This is a genomic window from Streptomyces sp. NBC_00247 (genome assembly GCF_036188265.1).
Lineage (GTDB): Bacteria > Actinomycetota > Actinomycetes > Streptomycetales > Streptomycetaceae > Streptomyces.
Genome location: NZ_CP108093.1, coordinates 311,906 through 337,906 on the forward strand (window position 1 = coordinate 311,906; position 26,001 = coordinate 337,906).

Annotated in this window: 24 protein-coding genes, 3 pseudogenes and 1 riboswitch; of the genes and pseudogenes, 5 read left to right on the top strand and 22 right to left on the bottom strand. The window is 70.5% G+C overall.

Features of this window, described 5'->3' with window-relative positions; all coding sequences use genetic code 11:
• Nucleotides 1-54: 54 nt before the first annotated feature.
• From OHT52_RS01075 to OHT52_RS01085, 3 genes are read left to right on the top strand one after another with little or no spacing between them, the layout of a single operon-like run.
• Entirely contained in the window at nt 55-861 is an 807-nt protein-coding gene (locus OHT52_RS01075; protein WP_328723576.1) for an STM4013/SEN3800 family hydrolase, read from the top strand.
• Nucleotides 862-865: 4 nt separating this feature from the next.
• Nucleotides 866-2,263, top strand: coding sequence for an STM4012 family radical SAM protein (locus tag OHT52_RS01080; protein ID WP_328718178.1), 1,398 nt, complete (start codon nt 866-868; stop codon nt 2,261-2,263).
• A 7-nt stretch (nt 2,264-2,270) separates the two neighbouring features.
• Entirely contained in the window at nt 2,271-3,164 is an 894-nt protein-coding gene (locus tag OHT52_RS01085) for an STM4011 family radical SAM protein (RefSeq protein WP_328718179.1), read from the top strand.
• A 9-nt stretch (nt 3,165-3,173) separates the two neighbouring features.
• Here OHT52_RS01085 and OHT52_RS01090 read toward each other — a convergent pair whose 3' ends face one another.
• A complete protein-coding gene (locus OHT52_RS01090; protein ID WP_328718180.1) occupies nt 3,174-3,998 on the bottom strand; it encodes an SGNH/GDSL hydrolase family protein in 825 nt (274 codons plus the stop codon).
• Nucleotides 3,999-4,179: 181 nt separating this feature from the next.
• Nucleotides 4,180-5,073 carry a LysM peptidoglycan-binding domain-containing M23 family metallopeptidase gene (locus OHT52_RS01095; RefSeq protein ID WP_328718181.1) on the bottom strand — a complete coding sequence of 298 codons (894 nt, stop codon included), beginning with the start codon at nt 5,071-5,073 and terminating at the stop codon, nt 4,180-4,182.
• Nucleotides 5,074-5,076: 3 nt separating this feature from the next.
• Nucleotides 5,077-5,233, bottom strand: a riboswitch (cyclic di-AMP (ydaO/yuaA leader).
• 428 nt (nt 5,234-5,661) lie between these two features.
• On the opposite strand from OHT52_RS01095, the gene OHT52_RS01100 reads away from it, so the two are divergent.
• Nucleotides 5,662-6,471 carry a tyrosine-protein phosphatase gene (locus OHT52_RS01100; protein WP_328718182.1) on the top strand — a complete coding sequence of 270 codons (810 nt, stop codon included), beginning with the start codon at nt 5,662-5,664 and terminating at the stop codon, nt 6,469-6,471.
• A 214-nt stretch (nt 6,472-6,685) separates the two neighbouring features.
• On the opposite strand, the gene OHT52_RS01105 is transcribed toward OHT52_RS01100, so the two are convergent.
• The 5 genes and pseudogenes from OHT52_RS01105 to OHT52_RS01125 form a co-directional block, all read right to left on the bottom strand.
• The gene (locus OHT52_RS01105) at nt 6,686-6,895 is read right to left on the bottom strand and encodes a hypothetical protein (protein ID WP_328718183.1); all 210 of its coding nucleotides are present in this window, start codon (nt 6,893-6,895) and stop codon (nt 6,686-6,688) included.
• Between the two features lie 294 nt (nt 6,896-7,189).
• Nucleotides 7,190-7,576: a hypothetical protein gene (locus OHT52_RS01110; protein WP_328718184.1), complete on the bottom strand. Its 387-nt coding sequence runs from the start codon at nt 7,574-7,576 to the stop codon at nt 7,190-7,192.
• A 227-nt stretch (nt 7,577-7,803) separates the two neighbouring features.
• A complete protein-coding gene (locus tag OHT52_RS01115; protein ID WP_328718185.1) occupies nt 7,804-8,238 on the bottom strand; it encodes a resolvase in 435 nt (144 codons plus the stop codon).
• 80 nt (nt 8,239-8,318) lie between these two features.
• Nucleotides 8,319-8,708: pseudogene (locus OHT52_RS01120) on the bottom strand (recombinase family protein); the annotation flags it as partial.
• Nucleotides 8,709-8,990: 282 nt separating this feature from the next.
• Nucleotides 8,991-10,037, bottom strand: coding sequence for an NADP-dependent oxidoreductase (locus OHT52_RS01125; protein WP_328718186.1), 1,047 nt, complete (start codon nt 10,035-10,037; stop codon nt 8,991-8,993).
• A gap of 77 nt (nt 10,038-10,114) precedes the next feature.
• On the opposite strand from OHT52_RS01125, the gene OHT52_RS01130 reads away from it, so the two are divergent.
• A complete protein-coding gene (locus tag OHT52_RS01130; RefSeq protein ID WP_328718187.1) occupies nt 10,115-10,468 on the top strand; it encodes a winged helix-turn-helix transcriptional regulator in 354 nt (117 codons plus the stop codon).
• Nucleotides 10,469-10,562: 94 nt separating this feature from the next.
• On the opposite strand, the pseudogene OHT52_RS01135 reads toward OHT52_RS01130, so the two are convergent.
• From OHT52_RS01135 to hpnC, 15 genes and pseudogenes are all read right to left on the bottom strand, one after another.
• Nucleotides 10,563-11,048, bottom strand: a pseudogene (locus OHT52_RS01135) (Tn3 family transposase); the annotation flags it as partial.
• 115 nt (nt 11,049-11,163) lie between these two features.
• The gene (locus OHT52_RS01140; RefSeq protein WP_328718188.1) at nt 11,164-11,580 is read right to left on the bottom strand and encodes a hypothetical protein; all 417 of its coding nucleotides are present in this window, start codon (nt 11,578-11,580) and stop codon (nt 11,164-11,166) included.
• A gap of 116 nt (nt 11,581-11,696) precedes the next feature.
• A complete protein-coding gene (locus OHT52_RS01145; RefSeq protein ID WP_328718189.1) occupies nt 11,697-11,834 on the bottom strand; it encodes a hypothetical protein in 138 nt (45 codons plus the stop codon).
• Nucleotides 11,835-12,486: 652 nt separating this feature from the next.
• Nucleotides 12,487-12,974 (bottom strand): annotated as a pseudogene (locus OHT52_RS01150) (Tn3 family transposase); the annotation flags it as partial.
• A 113-nt stretch (nt 12,975-13,087) separates the two neighbouring features.
• On the bottom strand, nt 13,088-13,273 hold the full coding sequence (locus tag OHT52_RS01155; protein ID WP_328718190.1) for a DUF6126 family protein: 186 nt from the start codon (nt 13,271-13,273) through the stop codon (nt 13,088-13,090).
• Between the two features lie 73 nt (nt 13,274-13,346).
• Nucleotides 13,347-13,955: a helix-turn-helix domain-containing protein gene (locus tag OHT52_RS01160; protein ID WP_328718191.1), complete on the bottom strand. Its 609-nt coding sequence runs from the start codon at nt 13,953-13,955 to the stop codon at nt 13,347-13,349.
• A 72-nt stretch (nt 13,956-14,027) separates the two neighbouring features.
• Nucleotides 14,028-15,482 (bottom strand): aspartate aminotransferase family protein, encoded by a 1,455-nt coding sequence (locus OHT52_RS01165; protein ID WP_328718192.1) that lies wholly within the window; start codon nt 15,480-15,482, stop codon nt 14,028-14,030.
• The gene (gene dxs / locus OHT52_RS01170; RefSeq protein ID WP_328718193.1) at nt 15,479-17,470 is read right to left on the bottom strand and encodes a 1-deoxy-D-xylulose-5-phosphate synthase; all 1,992 of its coding nucleotides are present in this window, start codon (nt 17,468-17,470) and stop codon (nt 15,479-15,481) included. Before dxs ends, OHT52_RS01165 begins: the two co-directional genes overlap by 4 nt.
• Nucleotides 17,471-17,549: 79 nt before the next feature.
• Entirely contained in the window at nt 17,550-18,569 is a 1,020-nt protein-coding gene (gene hpnH / locus OHT52_RS01175) for an adenosyl-hopene transferase HpnH (RefSeq protein WP_328718194.1), read from the bottom strand.
• Nucleotides 18,570-18,574: 5 nt separating this feature from the next.
• On the bottom strand, nt 18,575-19,222 hold the full coding sequence (locus OHT52_RS01180) for a phosphorylase family protein (protein WP_328718195.1): 648 nt from the start codon (nt 19,220-19,222) through the stop codon (nt 18,575-18,577).
• Complete coding sequence (gene shc, locus OHT52_RS01185) at nt 19,222-21,219, bottom strand: squalene--hopene cyclase (protein ID WP_328718196.1); 1,998 nt, start codon at nt 21,217-21,219, stop codon at nt 19,222-19,224. Before shc ends, OHT52_RS01180 begins: the two co-directional genes overlap by 1 nt.
• 104 nt (nt 21,220-21,323) lie before the next feature.
• On the bottom strand, nt 21,324-22,427 hold the full coding sequence (locus tag OHT52_RS01190) for a polyprenyl synthetase family protein (RefSeq protein ID WP_328718197.1): 1,104 nt from the start codon (nt 22,425-22,427) through the stop codon (nt 21,324-21,326).
• Entirely contained in the window at nt 22,424-23,812 is a 1,389-nt protein-coding gene (gene hpnE / locus OHT52_RS01195) for a hydroxysqualene dehydroxylase HpnE (protein ID WP_328718198.1), read from the bottom strand. The genes OHT52_RS01190 and hpnE overlap by 4 nt, the downstream gene beginning before the upstream one ends.
• A gap of 100 nt (nt 23,813-23,912) precedes the next feature.
• Nucleotides 23,913-24,866, bottom strand: a complete 954-nt coding sequence (gene hpnD, locus OHT52_RS01200) for a presqualene diphosphate synthase HpnD (protein ID WP_328718199.1) — start codon at nt 24,864-24,866, stop codon at nt 23,913-23,915.
• Nucleotides 24,863-25,771: a squalene synthase HpnC gene (gene hpnC, locus OHT52_RS01205; protein ID WP_328718200.1), complete on the bottom strand. Its 909-nt coding sequence runs from the start codon at nt 25,769-25,771 to the stop codon at nt 24,863-24,865. The genes hpnD and hpnC overlap by 4 nt, the downstream gene beginning before the upstream one ends.
• Between the last annotated feature and the right edge of the window lie 230 nt (nt 25,772-26,001).

Below are 26,001 nucleotides of genomic sequence, written 5' to 3' on the forward strand. Positions count from 1 at the left end.
ACGGCACCGACCTGCACGCCCGCCGACTTCGCCCGGGACGAAGCCGTACCCGACATGAACGCTGTCGTCGGCAGTCACGATCTGCTGCTCGTCACGCTCGACACCCTCCGTCACGACGTCGCCGCCGAACTCGCGGCGGCGGGCCGCCTGCCGAATCTCGCCCGGCATCTCCCCGGCGGTGTCTGGGAGAAGCGGCACGCGCCCGGCAGCTTCACGTACGCCTCCCACCAGGCGATCTTCGCCGGGTTCCTGCCCACTCCCGCCACACCCGGACCCCACCCCCGGCTCTTCGCGGCACGTTTCGCCGGCAGTGAGACGACGGCAGGCCGGACCTTCGTGTACGACTCCCCCGACCTGCCGCGCGGTCTGGAGGCGGTCGGCTACCGCACCGTGTGCGTCGGCGGCGTCGGCTTCTTCAACCGGCAACCGCCCCTCGGGTCGGTGTTGCCCGGCCTCTTCGGGGAGAGCCACTGGGAGCCGGAGTTCGGCGTGGCCTCCCCGACCTCCTTCGAGGCGCAGGTCGCCCGCGCCGAGGAGGTCGTGGCCTCGCTCCCGGCCGATCAGCGGCTCTTCCTCTTCGTCAACGTCTCGGCGCTCCATCAGCCGAACTGGTTCCATCTGCCCGGCGCCACCACCGAGGCCGGTGACTCGCGCGCGACCCACGCGGCGGCACTGGAGTACGTGGACCGGCACATCGGCAGGCTCTTCACGGCGGCGAGCAGCCGCCGCCGCTGCTTCGCCATCGTCTGCTCCGACCACGGCACCGCCTACGGCGACGACGGGTACACCGGTCACCGGCTCGGCCACGAGGCCGTCTGGACGGTCCCGTACGCCCACTTCTTCCTCGAACCGGGGGCCTGACCCGATGACGACCACCACCGTCCGCGCCGACACCGCGCCGACCACCGACGCGGCCTCCGGCGTCCGGCCCTATCAGAGCTACGTCTACGCCTACCCTCACAAAACGGCCTACGCCGAACTCCACGACCGCCCCACCCTGCGCGAGCTGTGGGCCGGGGAGAGCAGGGACGCCCTCCAGCTCTACGCCCACATACCGTTCTGCGAGGTCCGCTGCGGTTTCTGCAACCTCTTCACCCGGATCGGCGCCCCCGACGAGCTGACCACCCGCTACCTCGACGCGCTCGACCGGCAGGCGACCGCGGTACGGGACGCACTGGGCGACGACGAGCCGGTGCGGTTCGCCGCCGCGGCGTTCGGCGGTGGCACGCCCACCTTCCTGACCGCCGGAGAGCTCGAACGGCTCTGCGACATCGCGGAGAAGAGGATGGGCGCCGATCTGCGCGCGGTGCCGCTGTCCGTCGAGACCTCCCCGTCCACGGCGACCGCCGACCGGCTCGCCGTGCTCGCCGACCGGGGCACCACCCGCATCAGCATCGGCGTGCAGAGCTTCGTCGACGCCGAGGCCAGGGCGGCTGTCCGCCCACAGCGCCGGGCCGACGTCGAGGCGGCGCTCGGCCGCATCCGCGAGACCCGGATACCGGTCCTCAACATCGACCTGATCTACGGCATCGACGGGCAGACGGCACGGTCATGGCTCGCCTCGCTGGACGCCGCCCTGGCCTGGCGTCCCGAGGAGCTGTACCTCTACCCGCTGTACGTGCGCCCCCTGACCGGCCTCGGCCGCCTGGCCGAAGGCAGCGGTCCCGAGGCCCGGGCGGCGGCGGACGCCGCCTGGGACGCCCAGCGGCTCCACCTCTACCGCACCGGCCGGGACCACCTCCTGGCCCACGGGTACGAGCAGGTCTCCATGCGGATGTTCCGCCGTGCCGACGCGCCCCAGGAGGGCCCCGACGACTACGCCTGCCAGACGGACGGCATGATCGGCCTGGGCTGCGGCGCACGCTCGTACACCTCGTCGCTGCACTACTCCTTCGACTACGCCGTCAACATGGGGCAGATCCGCGACATCATCGACCGCTTCACCACCACCGAGGACTTCACCCGGGCGGAGCACGGCCGGCCCGTCGACGGCGACGAACCCCAGCGCCGCCACCTCCTGCAGTCGCTGCTCCAGGCCGCCGGGCTTCCGCTGGCCGAGTACCGGCAGCGGTTCGGCCGCGACCCCGTGGACGACTTCCCGGACGAGCTCGCCCGCTTCACCGACCTCGGCTGGCTGGACCGCGGCGCCGGCGACGGCCTGCTGCGGCTCTCCCCCGAAGGGCTCGCGCACTCCGACGCGCTCGGCCCCGTCCTCTTCTCTCCCGCCGTGCGCGCCGCGATGGCCGCGTACGAGGCGAAGTGAGCGGGCCGTGGACCTGACGATCCTCTACCGCGGCCCGCTCGCCTCCTGCGACTACGACTGCCCGTACTGCCCGTTCGCCAAGAGGCGGGACAGCCGAGAACAGCTCACGGCGGACCGGGAGGCGCTCGAACGTTTCACGGCGTGGGTCGCCGCACGGACCGGGGACCGTCTCTCGGTGCTCTTCACCCCGTGGGGGGAGGGGCTGGTGCGGTCCTGGTACCGGCGGGCGCTGGTCGAGCTGTCCCACCTGCCGCAGGTGGCGCGGGTCGCGATCCAGACGAATCTCAGCGGCAGAACGGGCTGGCTGTCCGGGGCGGACCCGGAGCGGCTGGCGCTCTGGTGCACGTACCACCCGGGCCAGACACCGTACGACCGGTTCCTCGGCACGTGCCGGGAGCTGACCGCGGCGGGGGTGCGGTACAGCGTGGGGGTCGTCGGTCTCGAGGAACACCTCCCCGAGGCGCGGAGACTGCGGGCGGACCTGCCGGAGCGGGTGTACCTGTGGGTGAACGCCGCCGAGGGGCGTACGTACACGGACGCGGAGGCGGAGCGCTGGACGGCGCTCGACCCGCTGTTCCCGTACAGCCGGCATCCGCTCCGCTCGGCGGGGCTGCCGTGCCGGACCGGGGAGTCGGTGATCTCGGTGGACGGCGACGGCACCGTGCGCCGGTGCCATTTCGTCAAGGAGGAGCTGGGCAGTCTCTACGACGGGAGCTACCGCCGGGCGCTCGGCCCGAGGGCCTGCCCTCTGCCGGTCTGCGACTGCCACATCGGGTACGTGCACCTGGAGTCGCTGCCGTTGTACGACGTGTTCGCCGGGGGTGTCCTGGAGCGGATTCCGGCTGCGCCGGTCGGGCCCGCCGCGGCGGGCCCGTCACGTCTCCGGCTTCCCCTGGTGTAGCGCCCCCACTCAGAGCGGCAGCAGGTCCGGGCGCTTCGCGGCGACCTCGTCGCCGGAGGACTCGCCGCGCAGCCGGCGGCCGATCCACGGGACGAGGTACTCGCGCGCCCACTGGATGTTGTCGCGCCGCATCTCGAAGGTGTTCCGCTGGGCCTGCGGGGGCCACGGCTGGTCGGGGTCGGCCGGTGTCTCCAGGCTGAGGACCTGTGCGGCCCGCAGCGCCACCCGGGTGTGCCCCTCGGGTGAGAGGTGCAGCCGGTCGTTGTCCCAGGCCCGGCGGTCCTGGATCGATCGCAAGGACCAGAGGTCCAGCACCGGACAGTGGTAGCGGTCCGCGATGGCCCGCAGGTGGACGTTGTAGGTGGCGATCTTGCCGCGCATGTGGCGGAGCACCGGGACCCCGCGGGTGTCGAATCCGGTGGTCACCATGACGGTGCCGACCGCGTTGGTGAGGTCGGCGACCGCGCGTTCGAAGCGCTCGGCCAGGTCGTCCGGGTCGGTGCCGGGCCGGATGATGTCGTTGCCGCCGGCGCAGAAGCTCACCAGGTCCGGTGCGAGCTCCTTGGCGCGGGGAACCTGCTCCTCGACTATCTGGTCGAGCAGTCGTCCGCGTACCGCGAGATTGGCGTACCGGAATAGCCCGTGCACGGAATCGGCACCGGCCGTCTCGTCGGGGGCGGGAAGCTGATCAGCGAGAAGAACCGCGAAACGGTCCGCCCAGCCGACATAGGATCCGTCCGGTCCGGGGTCCCCGACTCCCTCGGTGAAACTGTCGCCGATCGCCGCGTACGACCCGATGATGTCTGTCTTCTGGATTCTCGAATCGTCTGCCACGACCACATATCTTGCCCCTTTCCATGTGACCTACGCGACCGTAAGAAGGGGTTGACGTGGGGTGAGATAGACCACCCGGTCAGGTTTTGGTAAAGCCGGAATAAGTAGAGGGGCGGCGCGCTTACGCGCACCGCCCCTCGAAGCCCTGACGGATCGTGACGATACGTCAAGAGGAGGTGTCTCAGATGGAGACGCCGTGGGACCGCAGGTAGGCGATCGGGTCCACGTCCGAGCCGTAGCTCGGGGTGGTGCGGATCTCGAAGTGGAGGTGCGGGCCGGTGACGTTGCCGGTGGCACCCGAGAGACCGATCTGCTGGCCGCCGGTGACGGTCTGGCCGACCGAGACCATCAGCTGCGACTGGTGCGCGTACTGGGAGTACATGCCGTCGGCGTGCTTGATGATGACCTCGTTGCCGTAGGCGCCGTCGTAGCCGGCGGAGACGACGGTGCCGGGGCCGACGGCGCGGACGACGGTGCCGGTGGCGGCGCTGAAGTCGGAGCCGGTGTGGTAACCGCTGGACCACATGGAGCCGGAGGCGTGGTACTGGGTGGTGACGGTCGCGTTGGCCACCGGGGTGGTCCAGCCGGTGCTGTTGCTGTCGGCGGCCTTGGTGGTGGTCGCGGCGGACTCCGTCGCGGTCGCCGGGGCAGCCTTCGTCCCGGTCTTGGCGGCCGTCTTCGTCTCGGCCTTCGGAGCCTCGGCCTTGGCGGAGGACGCGGTGGAGGCCGAGCTGGACGCCTGGGCGCCGAGGGTCAGCTTCATGCCCGGGAGGATCAGGCTCGGGTTGCCGCCGACGACCTCGCGGTTGTCCTGGTAGAGCTTCTCCCAGCCACCCTTGATCTTGTGCTGGGCGGCGATCTTCGCCAGGTAGTCGCCCGAGACGACCTTGTAGGTCTTGGCGGACTGCTGGGCGGCCGGGGCCGACTGGGCGGCGGGGGCCGACTGCTCGGCGGCGTGGGCACCCGTGGCTCCGAGGAGCGGCAGGGCGACGACGGCGCCACCGGCTCCGACGGCGAGGATGCCGCGAGCGATCGGGCCGGACTTCTTACGACGGTGCTTACCCGGGATGGGCATGGGGAAATTCCTCTCCGGCGCCTACGAGGTGAGCTGTCGGGTTCGGGCTGGAGATGCCCGGTCGCGCTGAACACGACTTCACCCCGAGCCGTCCGGAACAACTCCGGTCGGCGGCTTACCTGGGTCCCCCGCTCCTGCCACGCATCAGTGAGTGCGAATTCCGGGCGGCGGCAGGATTAGGCGGTCCGTCCGGAGTGATGGTGAACGTAATCGAGCCAGGTCGGACGGAACAAGCCGTCGCAAGCGGAACGGAATCCCGGATCCGAAATCGGTCCGCTTTTCCGGTCACCCTCCGTGGATTACGGATCTTGGCATTCCGCGCGACGGACGGGCCGTCGCCCGGCCTTTCGGCCACACACGGTCACGGATATGATCCCGCTCACGAGATCACCCACCATCCCCCCTATAAACGGGTGATGTTGCGCAAAATCAACACAATGCGGACATGTCGCGCAGATCACGGATGCCGGATCTTCAGCCGCCGGCAACCGACCGCCGCTACTCCGGCGCCGGGGAGCGATGTCGTAGGGTCGCGACGAGCCGACGTCGGCGAGCAGCGCCGGCGCCCAGACGCACCGAGGAGCCGCTGTGACGCAGGTGCCGCAGTTCTCGCCGGCCGAACCCGAGCTGAGCGGGGTCCGTAACTTCCGGGACGTGGGCGGGTTGCCCACCACCGACGGACGACGGGTGCGGCACGGGAGGCTCTTCCGCAGCGGTCACCTCGCCGCCGCCACCGCCGAGGACGCCGTCTTCCTCGGTCGGCTCGGGCTGCACACCGTCTTCGACTTCCGCAACTCCGCCGACCAGAAGCTCGACGGCTTCGACGTGGAGCTGCCGGGCGTGCGCAGCGTCCTCATCCCGCTCTCGGACCCCGCCGACGGGGCCGGGTTCTGGCGGCTGGTGCGCGAGGGCGACATCGCGCAGCTGCGCTCACTGCTCGCCGACGGCAAGGGCACGGAGCGGATGCTCGCCTCGTACCGCTCGATCATCACCGACCGCACGGCCGAACACAGCCGGGTGCTGCACGCCCTGGCGGAGGACAGCGTGCCGGCGCTGATGCACTGCGCCGCGGGCAAGGACCGGGCGGGCCTGACGATGGCGGTGACCCTGCTCGCGGTCGGTGTCGAGCGCGAGGCCATCGCGGCGGACTACCTCAAGTCCAACGACGCCCACCGCCGGTACCGGCTGAGGCGCGGCGACCGTGCGGACCCGCTGGTCTCCACCGAGGTGATGAGCCTGCTCAACCCGCTCTTCGGAGCGCACATCGACTACCTGGACGCGGCCTTCGCCACGATCGAGGAGACCTGGGGCACCACGGAGCGCTACTTCGCCGAGGGGCTGGGACTCTCCGCGGAAACCCGGGAGCGGCTGCGCGAGCGGCTGCTGGACGAGGGGTAGGCAGCGCGATCAGGCCGCGGCGGCCCGGTCGGCCGGGCGATCCCGGTCGGGCCGCCCGGACCCGTCCCTCGTCGAGGTGGATCGTCCAGATGTCCCCGACCGCCCGTTCCGGTTCGACCAGGACCGCGACCCCGGCAACGACCGCAGGCGCGTCGGCCGGCCGCATCGGAGAGTCCGGGACAGCGTGCCGGGTGTAGGTCGGCAGTTCTCCGGTTCAGTCGAACGCGTGCAGTGGTGAGTCGCGGGCGAACCGTACCGGGCGGTTCTCCTCCACCCACGCGGTTGCCGCGTCGACCCGGTCCAGGTGCGCCGGCAGGTGTCCGGGGGCCGGCCCGTGGCTGAACCACACGAGGAAACCGACGGCGTCGACCGCCCACCAGTCCCAGGTGCATCCGGGCCGTGGATGCCGCAGGACGGTCGTCATGCGGTCACTCCACGGGCGCCGGTGGCCGCGGTCCGGAGGACTTCCTCGGCCTCGGGGAACGTCGGTACAGCGGTATCGGTGAGAACGATCATGGCCGTTTAGGGCGTGTGCCGAAAGTGGCGCCGTCCGCCCGGACGCCGCCGGACAGGCGGGACTTTCGACACACGGCCTAGACGTGCGCGGGGGATGAGTCCACGGGGAACTGACGGCGGGACGGCGTACCACCACGTAGGCGCCGTCGCCGCGACGTGGGCCTCTGGCCCCGGGCACTTCCCATGCCGCTATTCAATGCCGCTATTCAACTGGACCACGGGTGTTTCGACAGCCATCTCCCGGCAGGCTGGCCTCGTCGTCAGCATCCTCCCACTCCCGACAGGCCCTCTCGATCTCGCCGAGGTACTGCCTGAGATCGAACCGGACTTCGTCTACGAGCCTGCCCTGGAGGTCTGGGTACATCAGATCGGTCCAGACGACGGTCTCGCCGTGGAGGCGCATACGAACGACGAGCCCACCCGCGCTGGGCTCAGAGGGCACCACAGAAGCCACGTTGACGTCTCGAATCGCATCGGCCGGATAGAGCGGTCCGCCGGGGCGGAGGAGTCGTCGGGGGTGCAGGCCGACGGCCCCGCTGTGGCTTCGCGCGATCATGTCGAGGCCATCGACAAAGAGGTGCGTGTGCATACCCGCACAAATTGGCACCCCGGGGCAGCGACTGACGAACAACGTGCTGGTGGTGGCACCATCGCCTGGAGGGCCGGGAGCTACGACCCGAACCTTGCGCGGCGGTCTACGCGGCATCTGCCCGTCGTGACGTCATGAGCGGATCTTAACGACAGCGCCTCCCGGCCGTGGTCGATTACGGCCTCGGGGAACATCGGTACAGCGGTTGGCGCTGAGATTGATCATTGTCAGGGCGTGAGCGCCGTGACCCGGTTCTCGTACTCGCGGCGGGCCTTGCGCTGGGCCGGGACCGCGGGGAGGCCCTGGCCGCCGTCGAGCGGCTGGCAGCGGGCGAGGAGCCCTCGGTGTACGGCGGGGATAGCGCTGACGCGCAGGGTGCAGCCCTGGCCGCGCCGTACGGTCGCCACCTGGTCGAGCGCGGCGCGCTCGGCCGGCTCCAGCTCGGTGGTGCGGAGGTAGTCGGCGATCTTGCCGGGCATGTCGAGGGTGACCGGCAGCTCCGAGGCGGGCGTGTCCTCCTCGGCGGCGGTGTGGTCGGGCAGGAGGCCGACGACGGCGGTACGGATCGCGCCGCGACTGACCCCGTGGTCACGGGCGAGGGCGGCGATGGAGCGGCCTTCGAGGTACGCGGTGCGTACGTCGTCGGTCTTCGCCGCCGCCACGGCGGGGCGGCGCCGCCCTTCGCACCCTTGGCCTCGGCGGCCCGCAGCCCGTCGTAGGTCAGCTCCCACTGGAGTTCGCCGGCGGCGGCCAGAGTCTGCACCATGAACTTCACGGTGGACAGCAGCTCGCCGGTGCGCGGGTGGCGGGCAGTGAGGTCCATCGCGGAGAACGCGCCGTCGTGGATGCGCAGGGCGAGGCGGTCGCGGCAGAGGACGTCGAGCACGTCGAGGATGTGCCCGGTGCCGCGTACGAGGCGGAACATCTCGCAGATGTGCACGGTGTCGCCCGGCCGCGCGTAGGTGAGCAGTTCGCGCGACTTCGGGCGCTGGAGTGGGTGGAGGCGGCTGGAGGTTCCCGGGTCTTCCTCGAAGACGACTGGGTCCTCGATCCCGGCTTCGGCCAGGACGAGGTCCTGCCGGGCGGTGGACTGCCGGCCCGTCGAGACCCGCTTGTGGACCAGGTTCGCCACCGAAGGACCCCTTCCGTACGGAGGATCGGCCCCTGTCTGTCGTCAAACCCTGTCAGCAGTCACCATCGGATCCGATTGGATTCGGGCCGTCGTGAACCCCCGGACGGCACCGGTTCATTGGACGCACGTGCCGCCTGTCGTCAAACGTTTGCCGACAGGGGCAGATGCTTTCTCCGACGGTTCAACATCGATCTCATCTACGGGCCTCAGACGTGGAGCTCTGGCGGGAAGCCAGTCCAGCGGAGCTCGGCGGGGAGGTGGCCGGTGTCGGCCTCTGCGTCGTCAGATCACACGCAAGACTGTCTTCCCGCGTGCCCCGGTCTCCGCATAGGTGTGGGCGTCGGCAGCAGCGTCGAGAGGAAAGACCTTGTCGAGGTAAACGGCCAGCGCGCCGGCCTCCACCAGCCGGGCGATCTTCTGGAGACCGTGTCCGTCGGGTTCAACCAGCGGTTCGGGCGCGACGTGGACGCCGGCTGCTGCGGCTGCCTCGGTGAAGCCTGCCGGCCGGCCTGGAGCCACACCCAGGAAGAGCCCGCCGGGCTTCAGGACGTTGAGGGAGCGGGTAGCGGTATCTGGCTGGGCGATACCGACGAGGTCGAGCACCACGTCGATGTTTCCGGTGGCCTCCTCGAATGGCGTGGCCCGGTAGTCGATCACCTCGTCGGCCCCCAGAGCGCGCAGCCAGTCGTGCTTGCCGGCGGTAGCGGTGGCGATGACGTGCGCCCCAAGGTGCTTGGCCATCTGGACGGCGAGGTGGCCGACACCTCCCCCCGCGGCATGGATCAGTACGCGCTCGCCGCCGTCGAGCTGGGCGATGTCGGTCAGGGACTGCCAGGCCGTCAGCCCGGCCAGGGGCAGTGCGGCAGCGTGGTCGTGGTCGATGCTCGCGGGCTTCCGAGCAAACTGCCGTGAGGGCGCGGTGACGTACTGCGCGTAGGCGCTGGCGGGCCGGGGCAGCCAGAGCAGGCCGAAGACCTCGTCGCCGGGCGCGTAGAGGAACTCACCTGGTCCGATCCCCACCACTGTGCCCGAAACGTCCCAGCCCAAGATGTGCGGCCCCGTTCCGAGGGCCGCCCTGGCGGGGGTAGGGAAACCAGCCCGGGTGCGCAGGTCCAGCGGGTTAATCCCAGCAGCGTGCACCCGAACCAGAACCTCAGTGGGCAGAGGTTCCGGGCGTGGCACCGTCGTCGGCACCAGAACCTCCGGGCCGCCGAAGTCGGTGAAGACCACGGCCCGCATCGCGGAACCGACGTGCTGATCAGACATGTACGACTCTTCCAGTAAGGGCGGCAACAATCCTCGGGCGACCGCAGTGGTGATGCGGTCCACGGTAGGTCGGCACCCTTGGTGACCCGCAAGCACCCTTGCTTCCCTTTGGGTAGAGTCGCAGGCAGGAGGCATCTTTCATGACAACGACACCCGCCGAACCCCTCAGCCGCACCGCAGACGTCTATGCCGCGCTCTGCCCGGCTCGCGACGTCCTGGACGTTCTGTCCGGCAAGTGGTCGGCCCTGGCCATCGGAGCCCTCGAAGATGGCCCGCGCCGGTTCACCAGCCTTCAGAACTGCCTGCAGGGCGTCAGCCCGAAAGTTCTGACCCGGACCCTGCGCCGACTGGAGGACTACGGGTTCATCACCCGCACCGTGATCGCGCAAGTCCCGGTCCGCGTCGACTATGCCCTCACGGACCTCGGACACGGTGCTGCAGCCCCGCTGGCACACCTGCGTCACTGGGTCGAGACGAACACCCAGATCAGGTAATCCCCGATTTCAGCGTCGGCCTCTCTGGAAGTGCATCGGATGCCAAGCAGGCACTCAAGCCGATCAGCGCGTTGCAAGGTTTGCACGACGTGTCTTAATCCTCGCCGCCGTCGTCCTCGTCCAGTTCCGGCGTGTCCGGATCGCGCAGTGGTCGCAGGACGCCAGCGGCCGGGACGCTTGCGGTGAAGCTGTAGCGGCCGAGCAGGTTCAGGTTTCGGTGCTTGAGCGGGGACAGGCGGGCGATGTCCGCGTCGCGGATCTCGTGGCCCTCGGCGCGGAGCTGGGTGACGGCGGCGTCGATGTACTTCGTGGTCCAGAGCACGATGGCGTTGAGGACCAGGCCGAGCGCGCCGAGCTGGTCCTCCACGCCGGCGCGGTACGCCTGGTGGATGGTGCCGCGCTTGCCGTGGCACACGTCCCTCGCGAGCTTGTGGCGGGACTTCCGCACGGTGAGCTGCCGGTTCATCTGCCGCCGGTAGGTGTCGTCCACCGGGTCGACCACCCGCAGCAGGTGTTCGGTCTTGGCGATCCGTCCGTTTTGCGCAACGGTGAGCGCTGTTTTCGCAGGTTGACTGCTTGATAGCCGCCAGTGGGTCTATGGCATGTTCGACTGGTTGGATACCAGTGGCGCGGCGAGCTCCGTGCCCGAGACTGAACGGGACTGCCATCGGCCTTTGGTACTGCGGCGCTGCCCCTCAGCGAAGCAGCGATAGTCGCCGCCGGGCCTCGTCGCGAACCTGCGGATCAGCATCCGACGTCAGCGTCTGGAGTTGCTGGATCAACTGGTCGACGCCCTCGCCAGTCATCCAGCGCGGGTCTCCGTCGAGTTCGGCGCTGAGCTGGTCAGCGGTTCCCCCGTCGGCTGCTTGGGCTCTGGCTGCGAGCACGGCGCGCAGGCCGGGCAGGTCCCCGCGGGCCAGGAGCGCTATGGCCGTGTCCGAGGTCACCGCAGTGTCATAGGCGTCGAGAAGCAGACGATGCAGGACATCTGCGACACCCTCGATCTGAGGTTCTGCGGCCAGGCGTCGCCCCGCAGCAGCCCTGGCATCCCATGAGGGAGAGCTCGCCGCAGTGATCGCACTGCCCAGCTCCTGATCCTGAAACGGTTGCATGTCAACAGAGTGCCAGTAGAGAGCCTGCTCTGACCTGGGAATTTCTTCACCCCGACGGACCGAGTCCCCCTCTCGCTCCGTCAGTCTTCGATGGCACGAACGCGCCACTGGTCAACCTATGCCTCGTGCTGGGAGGTGGCCTGGAGCAAGCGGCTGTTGTCGACCATCAGGCGTTGGTTGACGTTTCGCAGGGATACGAGATCGGCTTCGGCTCGGCGGCTGCCTGCCAGCGCGGTGTCCCGCTGCCTCCTCATCTCGTCCAGGTCTCCATCGCGGGCCGGCAGGTTGCTCAGGCCGTCACGAGCGCGGGCTGCGAGTTGCTCGATCCGGATGGCCCGCAGCTCGGCTTGGACTTCGCCCAGGCTCAAGCGCAGGGCGGAGTTGCGCGGGGCCAAGAGTCGAGTCGGCCGGGAGTTCGCCGTGCCCGCGGCCGCTCGCCCTCGGCGTCGTCCGCAGCCGCATCACGTACCGGGCAAGTTCGCGGGCGGCTTGGCCCCTGGGCAGATCCTGTTCAAGGCACCACAGGTGGAACCGCTTCAGGTGGCCAGCGTAGGCCCTGGTCGTCGACTCTTCGCCAGCACGCCCGAACCGCAGGTGCCGCAGGTAGTCATCGATGTCCTCGACGACCTCCAGCGCCGGACCTGACAGCACGGTCCAGTACCCGAGCGTATCGGTGATGCCAATTCGGGCAATCTCGGCTGTATAGGACACCTGGTGATCACATTCAGTGGACCAGGACGGGCCCCGGCACGTTCGCGGCGACACCCCGGCCTGATGCCGGCCAGTGGGTCAACCCGGCATCCGCCGCTTCGCCTCACACGCCCACCTCCGGCGGCACCGGTACGAGTGGATCAATGCCAACTCTCGGTGCGCAGAACGCCCGTACTCCGCGAACGCCGCCCCGAGTGGGGTCGGGCGGCCGTCGAGGTTCAGCAGGGCGTCCAGGATGTGCAGGGAGTCGCGCGGGGTGCCGGGCACGACCATCTGCCCGATGCCCGCGACCTGGTCGTTGACGACGTCGAGCCAGGTGATGCCCCGCTTGAACCCGAAGTACTTCGGCGACGGGGCGGCGTTGATGGTGCGCACCGGCACCTGGAAGCGCAGCCCGTCCACGGAGGCGAGCAGCCCGTCGCCCCAGTAGCGCACGATCGGGATGTCCACCTGGGCGGCGATCAGCGTGGCGTTCGCCGCGGCGATGGTGTCGGCGCGCAGGTAGTACTGGTCGGCGTGTACGAGCCGGGCCCGGGTCGGGGCCTCCTAGCCGGGGGTTTCACCACCGAGGTCAGGCCGATGTTGCACGCCTCGGACACCAGCAGGGCGACCACCGAACTGGGCAGGTCCTTCATCCGGGTGGTGCCGTAGCCGAGGTGGACGAAGGCGTCGAGGAACCCGGAACAGGCCCGGAGGCGTTTCACCGAACCCCAGCAGCGAAGTGGATCACTGTGCTGGACGGCCATGATCGTTCTCACCGATATCCGCTGTACCGATGTTCCCCGAGGCCGTTCCTCTACTGGTTGCCGCCCGCGACGGCGAACAGGACGTAGAGGAAGGCGGCGATGACGTGACCGGCGACCAGGTAGGCGATGAGCCGGATGACCATCCCGCGCGGCATCTTCCGCTCCTGGGTGTCCCGGGTGTCGCGGACAGCGGACTGCCGGGGGGTCAGCGGGTCGTAGTGCTCCGAATCGGACATGACGGTCCTCTCTTCCGTACCCCCGGGGCCGGGCGTACGAGGAATGGGCACGGCACCGGGGTGCCGGGCGAGGTCAGCGCCTGCGGGTCCCGTCGCCGAGGCACAGCTCGGCGGCGGGGCTCTGCAACAGGGTGTGTACGAAGATCAGCTCGGCGCCCTCCGGTCCGGCGGCGGCGATCCGGTGCGGGGTGAGCGAGTCGAAGTGGGCGCTGTCACCGGGCCCGAGCTCGTGAGCGGATTCACCGAGGGAGAGCCGCAGCCGCCCTTCGAGGACGTACAGCCACTCCTCCCCCGGGTGGACGCGCACCAGGTCGCCCTGGGCTCCGTACGGGACGCGGACGCGCAGGGCCTGCATGGCGCGGCCCGGACCGCCGGCCCGGCGGTACATCCAGCCGTCCGCCTCGGGTCCGTCGAACCGGCCGCCGCGCACGATCGCGTCGCGTTCCGGGGGGATCTCGCCGAGGAGCTCGGAGACGGTCGTACCGTAGATCCGGGCGAGGCCGAGGAGCACGGGCAGCGAGGGCTGCCGGTTTCCCGTTTCGAGCCGGGAGAGATGGGCCGGGGAGAGTCCCGCGCGCTGCGCGGCGGCCTCCAGGGTGAGGCCTCGGCTCCGGCGCAGTTCGCGCAGGCGGGGGGCGACGCCGGGGAGGTCGTCGGCCACCCCTCCGTCAGGGGGATTCATACCTCCATTGCGCCACCGACTTTCCTCTGAGGCAAATTTCTTGCCTCAGAGGCAAACCGGGTCGAGGAGTCGTCAGCGGTTGGCGACCGCCTGCTTCACCAGGGTGCGCCCGAAGTCCCACATCAGGCCGCCCCCGGCGTGGGCGTCATCCATCACCGACTCGAAAGCCGTCACGAACCGGTCGACTTCGGCCTCGCCGATGATCAGCGGCGGGATCAGCTTGATCACTTCGAGATGGTCCCCGGACACCTGGGTGAGAATCCGGTGCTTCTGCAACAACGGTACGACAACCATCTGCGCGAAGAGCCCCTTGCGGGCGGCCTGGAGCATCGTCCACCGGCCGCGCAGCTTGATCGACGACGGCCGGCCGAACTCGATGCCGATCATCAGCCCCCGCCCGCGCACCTCGTGCAGCAGCTCGTACCGGTCGACCAGCGCGGCGAGCCGTGTCCGCAGCAGGTCCCCGGTGCGCCGGGCGTGGGCGACGGTCTCCTCGTCCTCCATCACCGAGAGGACCGCGAGCCCCGCCGCCATGGCCTGGGCGTTCGAGCCGAAGCTCGCCGAGTGGACGAGCACCCGGTCCATGGAGGAGTAGACCTTCTTGAAGATCCAGTCTTTGCCGAGGGTGGCCCCGACCGGCACATAGCCGCCGGAGAGCGCCTTGGCGACGCAGACCAGGTCCGGCTCGACACCGTCCTCGTGCTGGTACGCGTAGAAGTCGCCGGTCCGGCCGAGACCGGTCTGCACCTCGTCCGCGATCAGCAGCGCCTTGTGCCGGTGCAGGAGTTCCTGGGCCTCGCGCAGGAAGCCGGGCGGCGCCGCGTGCACGCCCTTGCCCTGGATGGGCTCGACGACCAGTGCCGCCACGTCGCCGCGCTTGAGCTCCCGGCGCAGCGCGTCGAGGTCGCCGAGGGCGATGGCGGTGTCCGGGAGCAGCGGGGCGAAGCCGTCGCGGAAGCCGTCCTCGCCGTTGACCGAGAGCGAGCCGGTGGTGAGGCCGTGGAAGGCGTGGGCGCAGTAGAGGACGCGCGGTTTCCCGGTGGCGTAGCGGGCGAACTTGAGGGCCGTCTCGACGGCTTCGGTACCGCTGTTGCCGAAGAAGACCCGGTCGAGGTGGGGGCTGTGGGTGAGGAGCTTCTCGGCGAGCAGGCCGGGCAGCGGCTGGCAGTCGAAGCGGGTGAGGTCGGCGAGGGAGGCGTCGAGCACGTCGTGCAGGGCCTTGCGGACGACCGGGTGGTGCCGGCCGAGACCCATCACGCCGAATCCGGCGAGCATGTCGAGGTAGTCGTCGCCGTCCGCGTCCCAGAAATAGGCGCCCTCGGCCCGTTCGTAGACCTTGTCGAAGCCGATGGTGTGCAGCATGCGCGGCAGCTGGTGGTTGAGATGGCGCGCGTGCAGTTCGTAGCGTTCGGCCCCGCGCTCCGCGAGCAGCGTCGCGAGATCGAACCCCTTGCCGGCGCGGTTCGCGCTGTCCGTGCGCGCGGCGCCGTCGGTGTGCGCGGCGCCGGCCGCCCTGTCGTCCTTCATTCCCCGCTCGTCTCCTTCGTCTCTCCGCGCGCCACTCGTCCTCGTTCCGTGGCGTTTCCGGCCGTCGCCTCGCGTCGCGGTCCCGCCGTCTCCTCGTCGGTGCGGCGCTCCGGGTCCTCGGGCCGTCCCGCGAGTGCCGCGCCGATGCTGCCCGCGATCTCCACCGGGGTCAGTCCGACGTCGGCGAGCAGCTCGTCGCGTCTGGCGTGGGCCAGGAACTCCTCGGGGATCCCGTAGGTCCGCAGCGGGACGTCCACGTCCGCGTCCCGCATCGCCTGTCCGACCGCCCAGCCGACACCTCCGGTACGGCAGTTGTCCTCGACGACCGCGACCAGCCGGTGGCCGGCGGCGAGGGGGGCGAGCTGCGCGTCGACCGGCCGGACCCAGCGCGGGTCGACGACGGTGCACCCGATGCCCGCGCCCTTCAGCAGGTCCGCGGCGCCCAGGCAGACCGGGGCCATCACCCCGACCGCCACCAGCAGCACGTCGGGGCGCTCGCCCCGGTGCAGTACGTCCATGGAGCCGACGCGTCCGACCGCGGGGACCGCCTCCCCCACGGATTCCTTGGGGAACCTGACGACGGTGGGTGCGTCGTGGACGTCGACGGCCTCCCGGAGCTGCGCTCTGAGCTGGTCGGCGTCACGCGGGGCGGCGATCCGCAGTCCGGGGACGACCTGGAGGACCGACAGGTCCCACATGCCGTTGTGGGAGGGGCCGTCCGTGCCGGTGATCCCGGCCCGGTCGAGCACGAACGTCACGCCGCTGCGGTGCAGGGCCACGTCCATCAGAACCTGGTCGAAGGCCCGGTTGAGGAAGGTGGCGTACACGGCGACGACGGGGTGCAGTCCACCGGCGGCCATCCCCGCGGCCGAGACCGCGGCGTGCTGTTCCGCGATGCCCACGTCCACGACCCGGTCCGGGAAGGCCGAGGCGAACTCGGTGAGCCCGACGGGGTGGAGCATGGCGGCGGTGAGGGCGACCACGTCGGGGCGCTCCGCGCCGATCCGCGCGATCTCCTCGCCGAAGACCGAGGTCCAGGAGGGCCCGGTGGGCGCGGTCAGCGGGAGGCAGGTCAGCGGGTCCATCGCCCCCACGGCGTGGAAGCGGTCGGCCTCGTCCCTCAGGGCGGGGGTGTAGCCGCGGCCCTTCTCTGTGATGCAGTGGACGAGTACCGGCCCCCGGAAGTGCTTGGCCCGCACCAGGGCGGACTCGACGGCGGCGACGTCGTGACCGTCGACCGGCCCGACGTACTTGAGGCCGAGGTCCTCGAAGAGCCCTTGCGGGGCGAAGGTGTCCTTGAACCCCTTCTTCGCCCCGTGCAGCGAGCCGTACAGCGGCTGTCCGACGACGGGGGTGCGCTCCAGGAGTTCCTTGCACCGGGCCAGGAAGCGTTCGTAGCCGTCGGTGGTGCGGAGGGTGGCGAGGTGGTCGGCGAGGCCGCCGATGGTCGGGGAGTACGAACGGGTGTTGTCGTTCACCACGACGATCAAAGGGCGGTCCTTGGCTGCGGCGATGTTGTTCAGCGCCTCCCAGGCCATGCCGCCGGTGAGTGCGCCGTCCCCGACGACGGCGACGACGTGGTCGTCCCTGCCGAGCCGTTCGTTGGCCTTGGCCAGGCCGTCGGCCCAGCCGAGCGCGGTGGAGGCGTGCGAGTTCTCGATGACGTCGTGCACGGACTCGGCGCGGGAGGGGTAGCCCGAGAGGCCGCCCTTGCTCCGCAGCTTGGAGAAGTCCTGGCGGCCGGTGAGGAGTTTGTGCACATAGCTCTGGTGGCCGGTGTCCCACAGGATCCGGTCGCGCGGCGAGTCGAAGACCCGGTGCAGGGCGATGGTCAGTTCCACGACGCCGAGGTTCGGACCGAGGTGCCCGCCGCTGCGGGACACCGCCTGCACGAGGAACGACCTGATGTCCGCCGCGAGTTCGTCCAGATGCGGTCCGCCGAGCGGCGCGAGGTCCCGTGGTCCCCCGATGGATTCCAGCAAGGTCACGTACGTGGCCCCTCTCTGGTTCCTGGTGGAAGGAGGGCGGTCACGGCCGGGGTGCCCGGCCGTGACCGCCCTCCTCGGACTACCGGCTGCCGGCGACCGTCTCCCGGGCCGCGCGCAGCGATTCCTTGAGCGAGCCCATCGTGGCGAGCACGGCGGTGGGTTCGTAGCCGCAGTGCGCCATGCAGTTGGCGCAGCGCGGGTCCTTGCCGCGGCCGTACTTGTCCCAGTCGGTCTCCTCGATGAGCTGCCGGTACGTGGGGACGTACCCGTCGCTCATCAGATAGCAGGGGCGCTGCCAGCCGAAGAGCGAGTAGTTCGGGATGGCCCAGGCGGTGCAGGGGAAGTCCGCCTTCCCTTCCAGGAAGTCGAGGAAGAGAGGCGAGTGGTTGAGCCGCCAGCGGGCCCGGTTGCCGCCCGCGAACGTCTTCTTGAAGAGTTCGCGGGTCTGTTCCACGCCGAGGAAGTGCTCCTGGTCGGGTGCCTTCTCGTAGGCGTACGCCGGGGAGATCATCATCTCGTCGACCTGGAGGTCGTCGTTGAGGTAGTTGAGCACCTCGATGATGGTCTGCGGGGTGTCGGTGTTGAAGAAGGTGGAGTTGGTGGTGACCCGGAAACCGCGTCTCTTGGCTTCCTTGATCGCCGCGACCGCCTCGTCGAACACCCCCTCCTTGGCCACGGATTCGTCGTGCCGCTCGCGCAGCCCGTCGATGTGGACCGCGAAGGCGAAATACCGGGACGGGGTGAACTTCTCGATCTTCTTGCGCAGCAGCATGGCATTGGTGCAGAGGAACACGTACTTCTTCTTCGCCACCAACTGCCGGACGATCTCGTCGATCTGAGGGTGCATCAACGGTTCTCCACCGGCGATGGAGACCATCGGGGCACCGGATTCGAGGACGGCTCCGACCGCCTGGGCGACCGGCATGCGCTGCTTGAGCACTCCGGCAGGGTGTTGGATCTTCCCGCAGCCCTCGCAGGCGAGATTGCAGGCGAACAGCGGTTCCAGCTCGACGATCAGCGGGAACTTCTCACGCTTGCGGATCTTCTGTTCGGCAAGGTACGTCGCCACCTTGATGGTTTGGCGGAGCGGCATGGCCATCTGGCTCACCTCCGGGGGAGCAACAAAGATCGGTGCCATTCATGGAAAGCAGGCAGGACGGCACGAAGAACGCGGAAAGCCGATATTCCACCGCGTACCGTGGCAACCCGGACGAGCTCATGCTCTGGAGCGTCCACGACCACCCGTACGGCCGCAACCGGGCGTGGTCCATGACGCAGAGCGGTACAGAGGGTCGCCGCGGACTCCATATCCACGGCGATGGCCCCGGTCGCCGCGAGGGCCGCCCGCTCGGCGCCCCTCACGACGTGATCGGAGCCGGTCAGGGGGCCGGTGTGCACGGTCCGGCCGGGAAACAGCCGGGACACCGCGTCCACCAGCACGGATACACCGTCGCAGGCGGTGTTCCCGTGCGCGGACCTGGTCTCCTCGGCGACGACCAGATCGCCCGGGTGCATCCCGGGCGCGAGGCCGGCGCAGAACCCCGAGGCGACGACGGCGGCGCCGCGCATCTCCTCACGGACCAGGGCACGTCCGAGCGCGGTCTCGGCCGCCTTCGGTCCCATGCCCGTCCGCAGCACGGTGACGGGACCGCCGCCGCGCGGACCGCTCCGCAGGGCGAACTGCTCGATGCCGAGCGCGCAGGCGACGAGCAGCGAAGGCGGCGGTCCGCCGGGGGGCCGCGGCCCGCCCATCAGATCCCCGCCGGGCTCGCGACCCGGGCCGCGAGGGGGTCACCGTGCACGTAGCGCCCGAGCGCGGTGAGGGGGAAGACCTGGCGGTAGAGGTGGTAGTTGATGGAGAAGTCCCAGGGGAAGCCGGTCCCGGTGAAGTACGGCTCGTCCCAGGACCCGTCCTCCTGCTGGGTCCGGGTCAGGAAGTTGATCCCCCGGACGGTCGCGGGGTTCTCGCGCTCCCCTGCGGCCAGCAGGGCGAGCAGGGCCCAGGCGGTCTGCGAGGCCGTCGACTCGCCCCGGCCGATCCACTTGCTGTCCTGGTAGGAGCGCAGGTCCTCGCCCCAGCCGCCGTCGTCGTTCTGGACGGAGTCGAGCCATGCCACGGCCCTGCGGACGGCGAGGTGGGAGGCGGGCAGCCCGGCGGCGATCAGTGCGGGAACCACCGACCCTGTTCCGTAGACGTAGTTGACGCCCCAGCGGCCGAACCAGGCCCCGCTCGCGTCCTGTTCGGCGAGCAGCCACTCCACTCCACGGCGGGCGCTCGGATCACCGGCACGTCCCTCGTAGGCCATCATCTCCACGACGTGGCCGGTGACGTCGGCGGAGGGCGGGTCGATCACCTCGCCGAAGTCGCAGAACGGCAGCCGGTTGGGGAACGGGCTGGTGTTGTCCGCGTCGAAGGCGCCCCAGGCCCCCCCGCGCGACTGCATGCCGACCGTCCAGCGCACCCCGCGCTCGATGGCCGACTCGACCCTGGCGGGTTCGGGGTGACGGACCCGGCGCAGCGCGAGGACGACCTCGGCGGTGTCGTCGATGTCCGGGTAGTTGTCGTTGTGGAACTCGAACGCCCAGCCTCCGGGCTGGAGTTGCGGCCTGCGTACGGCCCAGTCCCCCGGCCGTACGATCTCCTCGGCGAGCATCCAGTCGGCCGCCTTGACCAGCGCCGGGTGGTCCGGGGAGACCCCGGCGTCGGCGAGCGCGATGACGGCCAGGCAGGTGTCCCACACCGGCGACTGGCACGCCTCGATCATGCGCGCGCCGTCCGGGCGTCGTACGGCGAACCGGTCCAGCGAGGCGAGCCCGGCACGCATCACCGGGTGGTCGAGGTCGTAGCCGAGCAGATGGAGGGCGATCACGGAGTAGACGGCGGGGGGCTGGATCCCGCCCCAGCAGCCGTCGCTCTCCTGGCGTTCGATGATCCACCGGGCGGCGGCGTTCATCGCGATCCGGCGCAGCCGGCGCGGTGCGACCCGGTGGTAGAGGTGCAGCGCCTTGTCCAGCCGCTGGAAGACTCCGTCCCAGCTCACCGGCGAGGCCTTGCGCACCGGCGGGTTGGGACGGGACGGATCGGTGTGCAGTTCGTCGAGGGAGAACGGAGCGGGCCGTACGGGCCGCTTCGCCGAGACGATGGTCAGCGGAACAATGGTCTGACGGGCCCAGCAGCCGAAGTCATAGATATTGAGAGGTACCCAGGAAGGAAAGAACATCAGCTCGGGTGGCAGTTCCGGGAGGTCGTCCCACTTCCACCAGCCGAAGAGGGCGAGCCAGATCCGGGTGAACACGCGGGAGGCGGCGATGCCGCCCTGGTCCCGCACCCAGGCGGCGGCCCTGGCCATGTGCGGCTCGTCCGGCCGGTCACCGGCCAGCCGCAGCGCCACGTACGCCTCGATGGTGGCGGAGAGGTCGCTCGGGCCGCCGTAGAAGGTGGCCCAGGTGCCGTCACCGAGTTGCTCGCCGCGGACGAAGAGCGCGGCGGCCTCGAGGATGTCGGGGTCCTGGATACCGAGGAACTGGCGCAGCAGCAGGTCTTCCGCGTCCATGGTGACGTTGGTGGCCAGGTCGCCCTTCCACCAGCCCTGCTCGTCCTGTCTGCCGAGCAGATGCTCGACGGAGCGTTCCGCGGCCCGCCGGGCGGCGACCAGTACGTCGTCCGCCGTGATGGTTGTGTCGGTCGGATCGCCCGGGACCGTGCGAGGGTGCGCAGCCCCGGTGCTTCCGTCGGTCGTCGCTGTCATGGCTTCCCCTTCGTGCAGTTCGGTCCTCTGCTGTGCTGGGGTCTCCGTCGGCCGGTGCCCCGAGGGACACCGGCCGGCGACTGCGAGTCATATACGAATGGTGATCATCTCTTTCGGACGACGACGAAATCGGCGAGCGCGATGAGCTGCGCCCGTACTTCACTCGGCATGTCGACACCGTTCAGCGCCTCGATGGCGACGGCGTGCTGACGGCGGGCTTCCTGGGCGGTCCACTCACGGCCGCCCGCCTCCTCGATGAGTGCCGCGCGGGCGGCGAACTCCTCTTCGGAGAAGCTGTCGAAATCACTGCTCTTGGCGTCGGCGGACAGCAGTGCGCCGAGCCGCTCGGAGGCCGGACCGCCCGCGGCGAGTGCGGCGACCACCGGCAGCGACTTCTTGCGCTGGCGCAGGTCGCTCCAGGTCTGCTTGCCGGTGGACTCCGGGTCGCCCCAGATGCCGAGCAGGTCGTCGACGGCCTGGAAGGCGAGGCCCAGGTGGTAGCCGTAGGACTCCAGGATGTCGGCGGTGCGGTCGTCGGCGCCGCCGAGCACCGCGCCGATGGAGACGGCGCAGGCGAGGAGGGCGCCGGTCTTGTTGCCCTCCATCTCCAGGCACTCCTCGACGGTGACCCGCTCGCGGTGCTCGTAGGAGATGTCCTGCGCCTGGCCGTCGATGAGCTTGCGGGTGGCGGTGGTCAGGCGGCGCGCCGCGCGCCCCGCCTCGACGGTGCCGAGCTCCAGGAGGAGCTCGTTGGCCAGCGCGAACAGCGCGTCGCCGACGAGGATCGCCTGGGCCGGGCCGTGTACCTTCCAGACCGTGTCGCGGTGACGGCGCTGCTCGTCGCCGTCCATCAGGTCGTCGTGCAGCAGCGAGAAGTTGTGCACGAGTTCGACCGCCACCGCGCCGGGGATACCGGCTTCGGCGGGGGCGCCGGCCGCCTCGGCCGACAGCAGTGCGAGCGCGGGGCGCACGGCCTTGCCGCCGTCTCCCGCGGCGGGCTGCCCGTCGGCGTCGATCCAGCCGAAGTGGTAGGCGGCGACGGTGTCCATGGGCGGCGCGAGCCGGTCCACGGCAGCCCGCAGCACCGGCGCTGACAGGGCCCGTCCGCGCTCCAGAAGCGCGGTGACGTCCGTGGTGTCCGCCACGGTGTCGAAAGCCGGATTCGCCGGGGTCACTGACTCTCCTCTTGTTCCGGTGGTACTGCTCATGCCGCCTCCTGCAGCGGATGTTCTTCGGGGCTCCTGAGCCCCTGGAGCGCTGCTGTGGCGGCGGTGGTTCCACTGCGGACGGCGCCCTCCATGGTGGCGGGCCATCCTGTCGCCGTCCACGCGCCCGCCAGGGCGAGTCCCGGCAGTCTCGTCCGGGCTCCGGGGCGGAGCCGGCCGGCGCCGGGGGCCGCCGCGAAGGTCGCGGTGCGCTCGCGGGTGACGAAGAAGTCGCGGATGCCCGCGCCTCTCGCCGCCGGGAAGAGGCGCTCCAGTTCGGGCAGGTAGCGGGCGCGCAGTTCGGCGACGGGCAGGTCGATCTCGTCTCCGGCGGCCGACTGCGACAGCGCGACGTACTGGCCGCCACCCCGGAGCCCGGAGGGCTCGGTGCGGTCGAAGACCCACTGGACCGGTGAGCCGATCGCGGCGAAGAACGGCCGGCGCAGCACCTTGCGGTCGTAGACGACGTGGACGTTGAGGATGGGGGCGTCCTCGATGGCGAGCAGCCGGTCCTGGTCCTCGATGGCTCCGGCGGGCAGCAGCGCGTGGGTCTCCCGCTGCGGAAGGGCGAGAACGACGACGTCGGCTTCGATCCGCTCGCTCTCGGTCTCCACCGTCCAGGTGCCGCCCTCCGCGCGGGCGAGCGAGGTGGCCTTGGCGCGCAGTTCGGTGCGCACCCCGGCGGAGTCGAGGGCCTTGCGGGCGAGGGTGTCGTGGAGTTCACCGAGGGGCACGGCCGCCCATCCGATGTCGGCGGCGCCGGGCTCGGAGAGCAGGCCGGTCTTGAAGACCATCGCGGCGAGCGCCATCGAGGCGTTCTCGGCGGTCGCGTTGAGAGTGGCGACCCCGACGAGGTCCCAGAGGGCTTCGACGGCCCTCGGGGACTGCCCGTACCGGCGGAGCCAGTCCGCGAAGCTGACGTCGTCCAGAGCGGGGTCGGCCGGGTCGAGCCGGCCGAGCGCGAGTGCGGCCCGGCCCACGGACGCCTTGTCGGCGAGCGAGAGGTGCGGGTAGGCGGCCAGGCCGCCGGCGAGGTGCAGCGGTACGGGCAGATTGGTGCGCCGGAGCCGCCCGAGGCGGGGCCCGGCGGGCCGGCCCACGTCGAGCACGGGTACGTCGAGGCGGTCCTGGAGGGGGGCGAGGTGGGCCGCGCCGATCCGGTCGAGGAACCAGCGGTACCCGGTGCAGCAGCGCAGGTAGACGTGTTGTCCGTTGTCGACCGTCAGATCGCCCCGGCGGAAGGAGAAGGCGAGACCGCCGAGCCGGGGACGGCCTTCGAGGAGGGTCACGTCGAGCCCCGCGTCGGCGAGGCGGAGGGCGGAGGTGATGCCCGCGAGGCCGCCGCCGACGACCACGGCGCGCGCGGGCAGCGGTGCGGTGCCGGTCATTCCTCGCCCTCCTGTCGGGTCGTCGACCACAGAATCGTCCCAGGGAAGGACGTCGTCGGCCAGCGGAAGGTTGCCCGGTACACGGGCCTGCCTGAGTGGGTCACGGGCGGCCCGTCCTCGTCAGACGGGAGACGTGACGCGCGTCGAGTCCGGAGAGACCGCGGACCGCCACGTACGCCTTCTCGTGACCGGGCAGGGAGACCCTGCCCCGCAGGACGGCCTCGGGGTCGCGCTCGATACGGTCCAGCAGACGACGGTAGATCCCGGCCATCGCGGCGACGCAGGCTCCGCTGCGGCGGTCCAGCATCGGCAGCAGCCGGTATCCCTCGGCGAAGAGTGCGCGGGCCCTGCGGACCTCGAAGTGGATGAGGCCCGCGAAGTCGGAGCCGGCCGGCGGTGTGGCGCGGCGGAAGCCCTCGGAGCAGCCGAATTTGGCGAGATCGTCGGCGGGCAGGTAGGTGCGGCCGTTACCGGCGTCCTCGCGCACGTCGCGCAGGATGTTGGTGAGCTGGAGGGCGAGCCCGAGGGTGTCGGCGTACTCGGCGGCGCGGTCGGCTCCGGGCGCGCCGGGCTCCGTGCCGAAGACACCGAGGCTGAGGCGGCCGATGGCGCCGGCGACGCAGCGGCAGTAGGTCCGCAGGTCGTCCCAGGTCTCGTACGTCGCTCCGCGCACGTCCATCAGCACGCCGTCGATGAGCTCGTCGAGCCCTCCCAGCGGCAGCGGGAAGCGCCGGGCGGCGTCGGCGAGCGCGACGGCGACCGGGTCGGTGTCGTCCTCCTCGACCTTGCCCTCGCGGACCCGGCCGAGCAGTTCGCGGGTGCTCTCCAGCCGCGTCTTCTTCGTCCCGGGGTCGAGTTCGCCGTCGCCGATGTCGTCGACCCGGCGGGAGAAGGCGTACAGCGCGGACATCGCCTGCCGCTTCTCGGACGGAAGCAGCCTGATGCCGTAGGCGAAGTTACGTGCTTGCTGACCCGTGACGGCCTCGCAGTAGCTGTATGCCGCCGCTACCGGTGCCGACACGGACGTCGTCTGTCCCTCCACTTTCGGAGTCATCCCTCTCTTCGCGCACTTCGCAAGACAACTGCCACTTCGCGCAGCAGGCTGGGCTTCGTGGGCTTGGGCGGTCCGGGCAGTACGTCGAAGCCGACTGCCGTGATCGAGTCGAGGGCCGCCCGCCCTCCGGCGACGAATCCGGCGAGCAGCAGTCGGAGTCTGCCCTGGACGCTACCCACCAGGGGGATGCCTTCATCCAGCAGTTCCCGGGCGCGGGCCGCCTCGTAGGCGATCAGGGCACGCACCGACGCGCCGGCGGTCGGCGCGGCCAGATCGGCCTCGGTCACGCGGAAGCGCGCCATGTCGTCGGCGGGCAGGTAGATCCGGTCGCGGCCGAGGTCCTCGGTGACGTCCTGGAGGTGCTCGGCGATCTGCAGCGCGGTGCAGACGGCGTCCGAGCGGCGCACCCGCTCCGGGCTGGTGGTTCCGGTGAGGGCCAGGACGAGCCTGCCGACCGGGTTGGCGGAGAGTTCGCAGTACGCGAGGAGTTCGTCCCAGGTCGCGTAGCGGCGGACCTTCTGGTCCTGCCGGTTGGCCTCGATCAGCCCGAGGAACGGCTCGGGCGTGAGCGCGCGACGGCGCACGGTGGGGCGCAGGGCGAGCAGCAGGGGGTGGCGGGGGTCTTCCCCGTCGGTGGAGAAGACGCGGCGCAGGTCCGCCTCGAAGGCGTCGAGCATGGCGGGCCGGTCGTCGCTCCGTCCGGGCTCCAGGCCCAGGTGGCGGGCGTCGACGCCGCCGGGGGCGAGGTCGCCGTCGCCGATGTCGTCGACGAGCCGGGCGTATCCGTAGACCGCCATCAGGTCGTCGCGCCAGGCGCGGGGCAGGAAGAAGGGAGCCACGGGGAAGTTCTCGTCCGCGGCCTTGTCGAGCGTGGCGACCGCGGGAGCCGGCTGGGTACGGGTCACGTCGTACCGCCCGGCGCGGGGACGGCGAAACCACGTCGGAGCTGGAGATTGTCCGTCATTGCCGTCACATCTCCCGTTCTACACTGCTGACCCAAAACATCCCTTTTCGGACACGCCGCCCGACCTGCCGAGTGCCCCGGCGCACGCTGGTCCCGTGCTGCGGGCGTATCGGCACACTTGCCGCGAATCAGCACCGGTACAGCTTACGTTGTGCGGCTCACACACCATCG

Excerpts from the sequence above, each read along its gene's own strand:
- OHT52_RS01075 (WP_328723576.1), top strand. The coding sequence starts at position 55 with ATGAACGCTGTCGTCGGCAGTCACGATCTGCTGCTCGTCACGCTCGAC.
- OHT52_RS01080 (WP_328718178.1), top strand. The coding sequence starts at position 866 with ATGACGACCACCACCGTCCGCGCCGACACCGCGCCGACCACCGACGCG.
- OHT52_RS01095 (WP_328718181.1), bottom strand. The coding sequence starts at position 5,073 with ATGCCCATCCCGGGTAAGCACCGTCGTAAGAAGTCCGGCCCGATCGCT.
- OHT52_RS01105 (WP_328718183.1), bottom strand. The coding sequence starts at position 6,895 with ATGACGACCGTCCTGCGGCATCCACGGCCCGGATGCACCTGGGACTGG.
- OHT52_RS01110 (WP_328718184.1), bottom strand. The coding sequence starts at position 7,576 with ATGCACACGCACCTCTTTGTCGATGGCCTCGACATGATCGCGCGAAGC.
- OHT52_RS01130 (WP_328718187.1), top strand. The coding sequence starts at position 10,115 with ATGACAACGACACCCGCCGAACCCCTCAGCCGCACCGCAGACGTCTAT.
- OHT52_RS01140 (WP_328718188.1), bottom strand. The coding sequence starts at position 11,580 with ATGCAACCGTTTCAGGATCAGGAGCTGGGCAGTGCGATCACTGCGGCG.
- OHT52_RS01145 (WP_328718189.1), bottom strand. The coding sequence starts at position 11,834 with ATGAGGAGGCAGCGGGACACCGCGCTGGCAGGCAGCCGCCGAGCCGAA.
- OHT52_RS01155 (WP_328718190.1), bottom strand. The coding sequence starts at position 13,273 with ATGTCCGATTCGGAGCACTACGACCCGCTGACCCCCCGGCAGTCCGCT.
- OHT52_RS01160 (WP_328718191.1), bottom strand. The coding sequence starts at position 13,955 with ATGAATCCCCCTGACGGAGGGGTGGCCGACGACCTCCCCGGCGTCGCC.
- OHT52_RS01165 (WP_328718192.1), bottom strand. The coding sequence starts at position 15,482 with ATGAAGGACGACAGGGCGGCCGGCGCCGCGCACACCGACGGCGCCGCG.
- hpnH (WP_328718194.1), bottom strand. The coding sequence starts at position 18,569 with ATGGCCATGCCGCTCCGCCAAACCATCAAGGTGGCGACGTACCTTGCC.
- OHT52_RS01180 (WP_328718195.1), bottom strand. The coding sequence starts at position 19,222 with ATGGGCGGGCCGCGGCCCCCCGGCGGACCGCCGCCTTCGCTGCTCGTC.
- shc (WP_328718196.1), bottom strand. The coding sequence starts at position 21,219 with ATGACAGCGACGACCGACGGAAGCACCGGGGCTGCGCACCCTCGCACG.
- OHT52_RS01190 (WP_328718197.1), bottom strand. The coding sequence starts at position 22,427 with ATGAGCAGTACCACCGGAACAAGAGGAGAGTCAGTGACCCCGGCGAAT.
- hpnE (WP_328718198.1), bottom strand. The coding sequence starts at position 23,812 with ATGACCGGCACCGCACCGCTGCCCGCGCGCGCCGTGGTCGTCGGCGGC.
- hpnD (WP_328718199.1), bottom strand. The coding sequence starts at position 24,866 with ATGACTCCGAAAGTGGAGGGACAGACGACGTCCGTGTCGGCACCGGTA.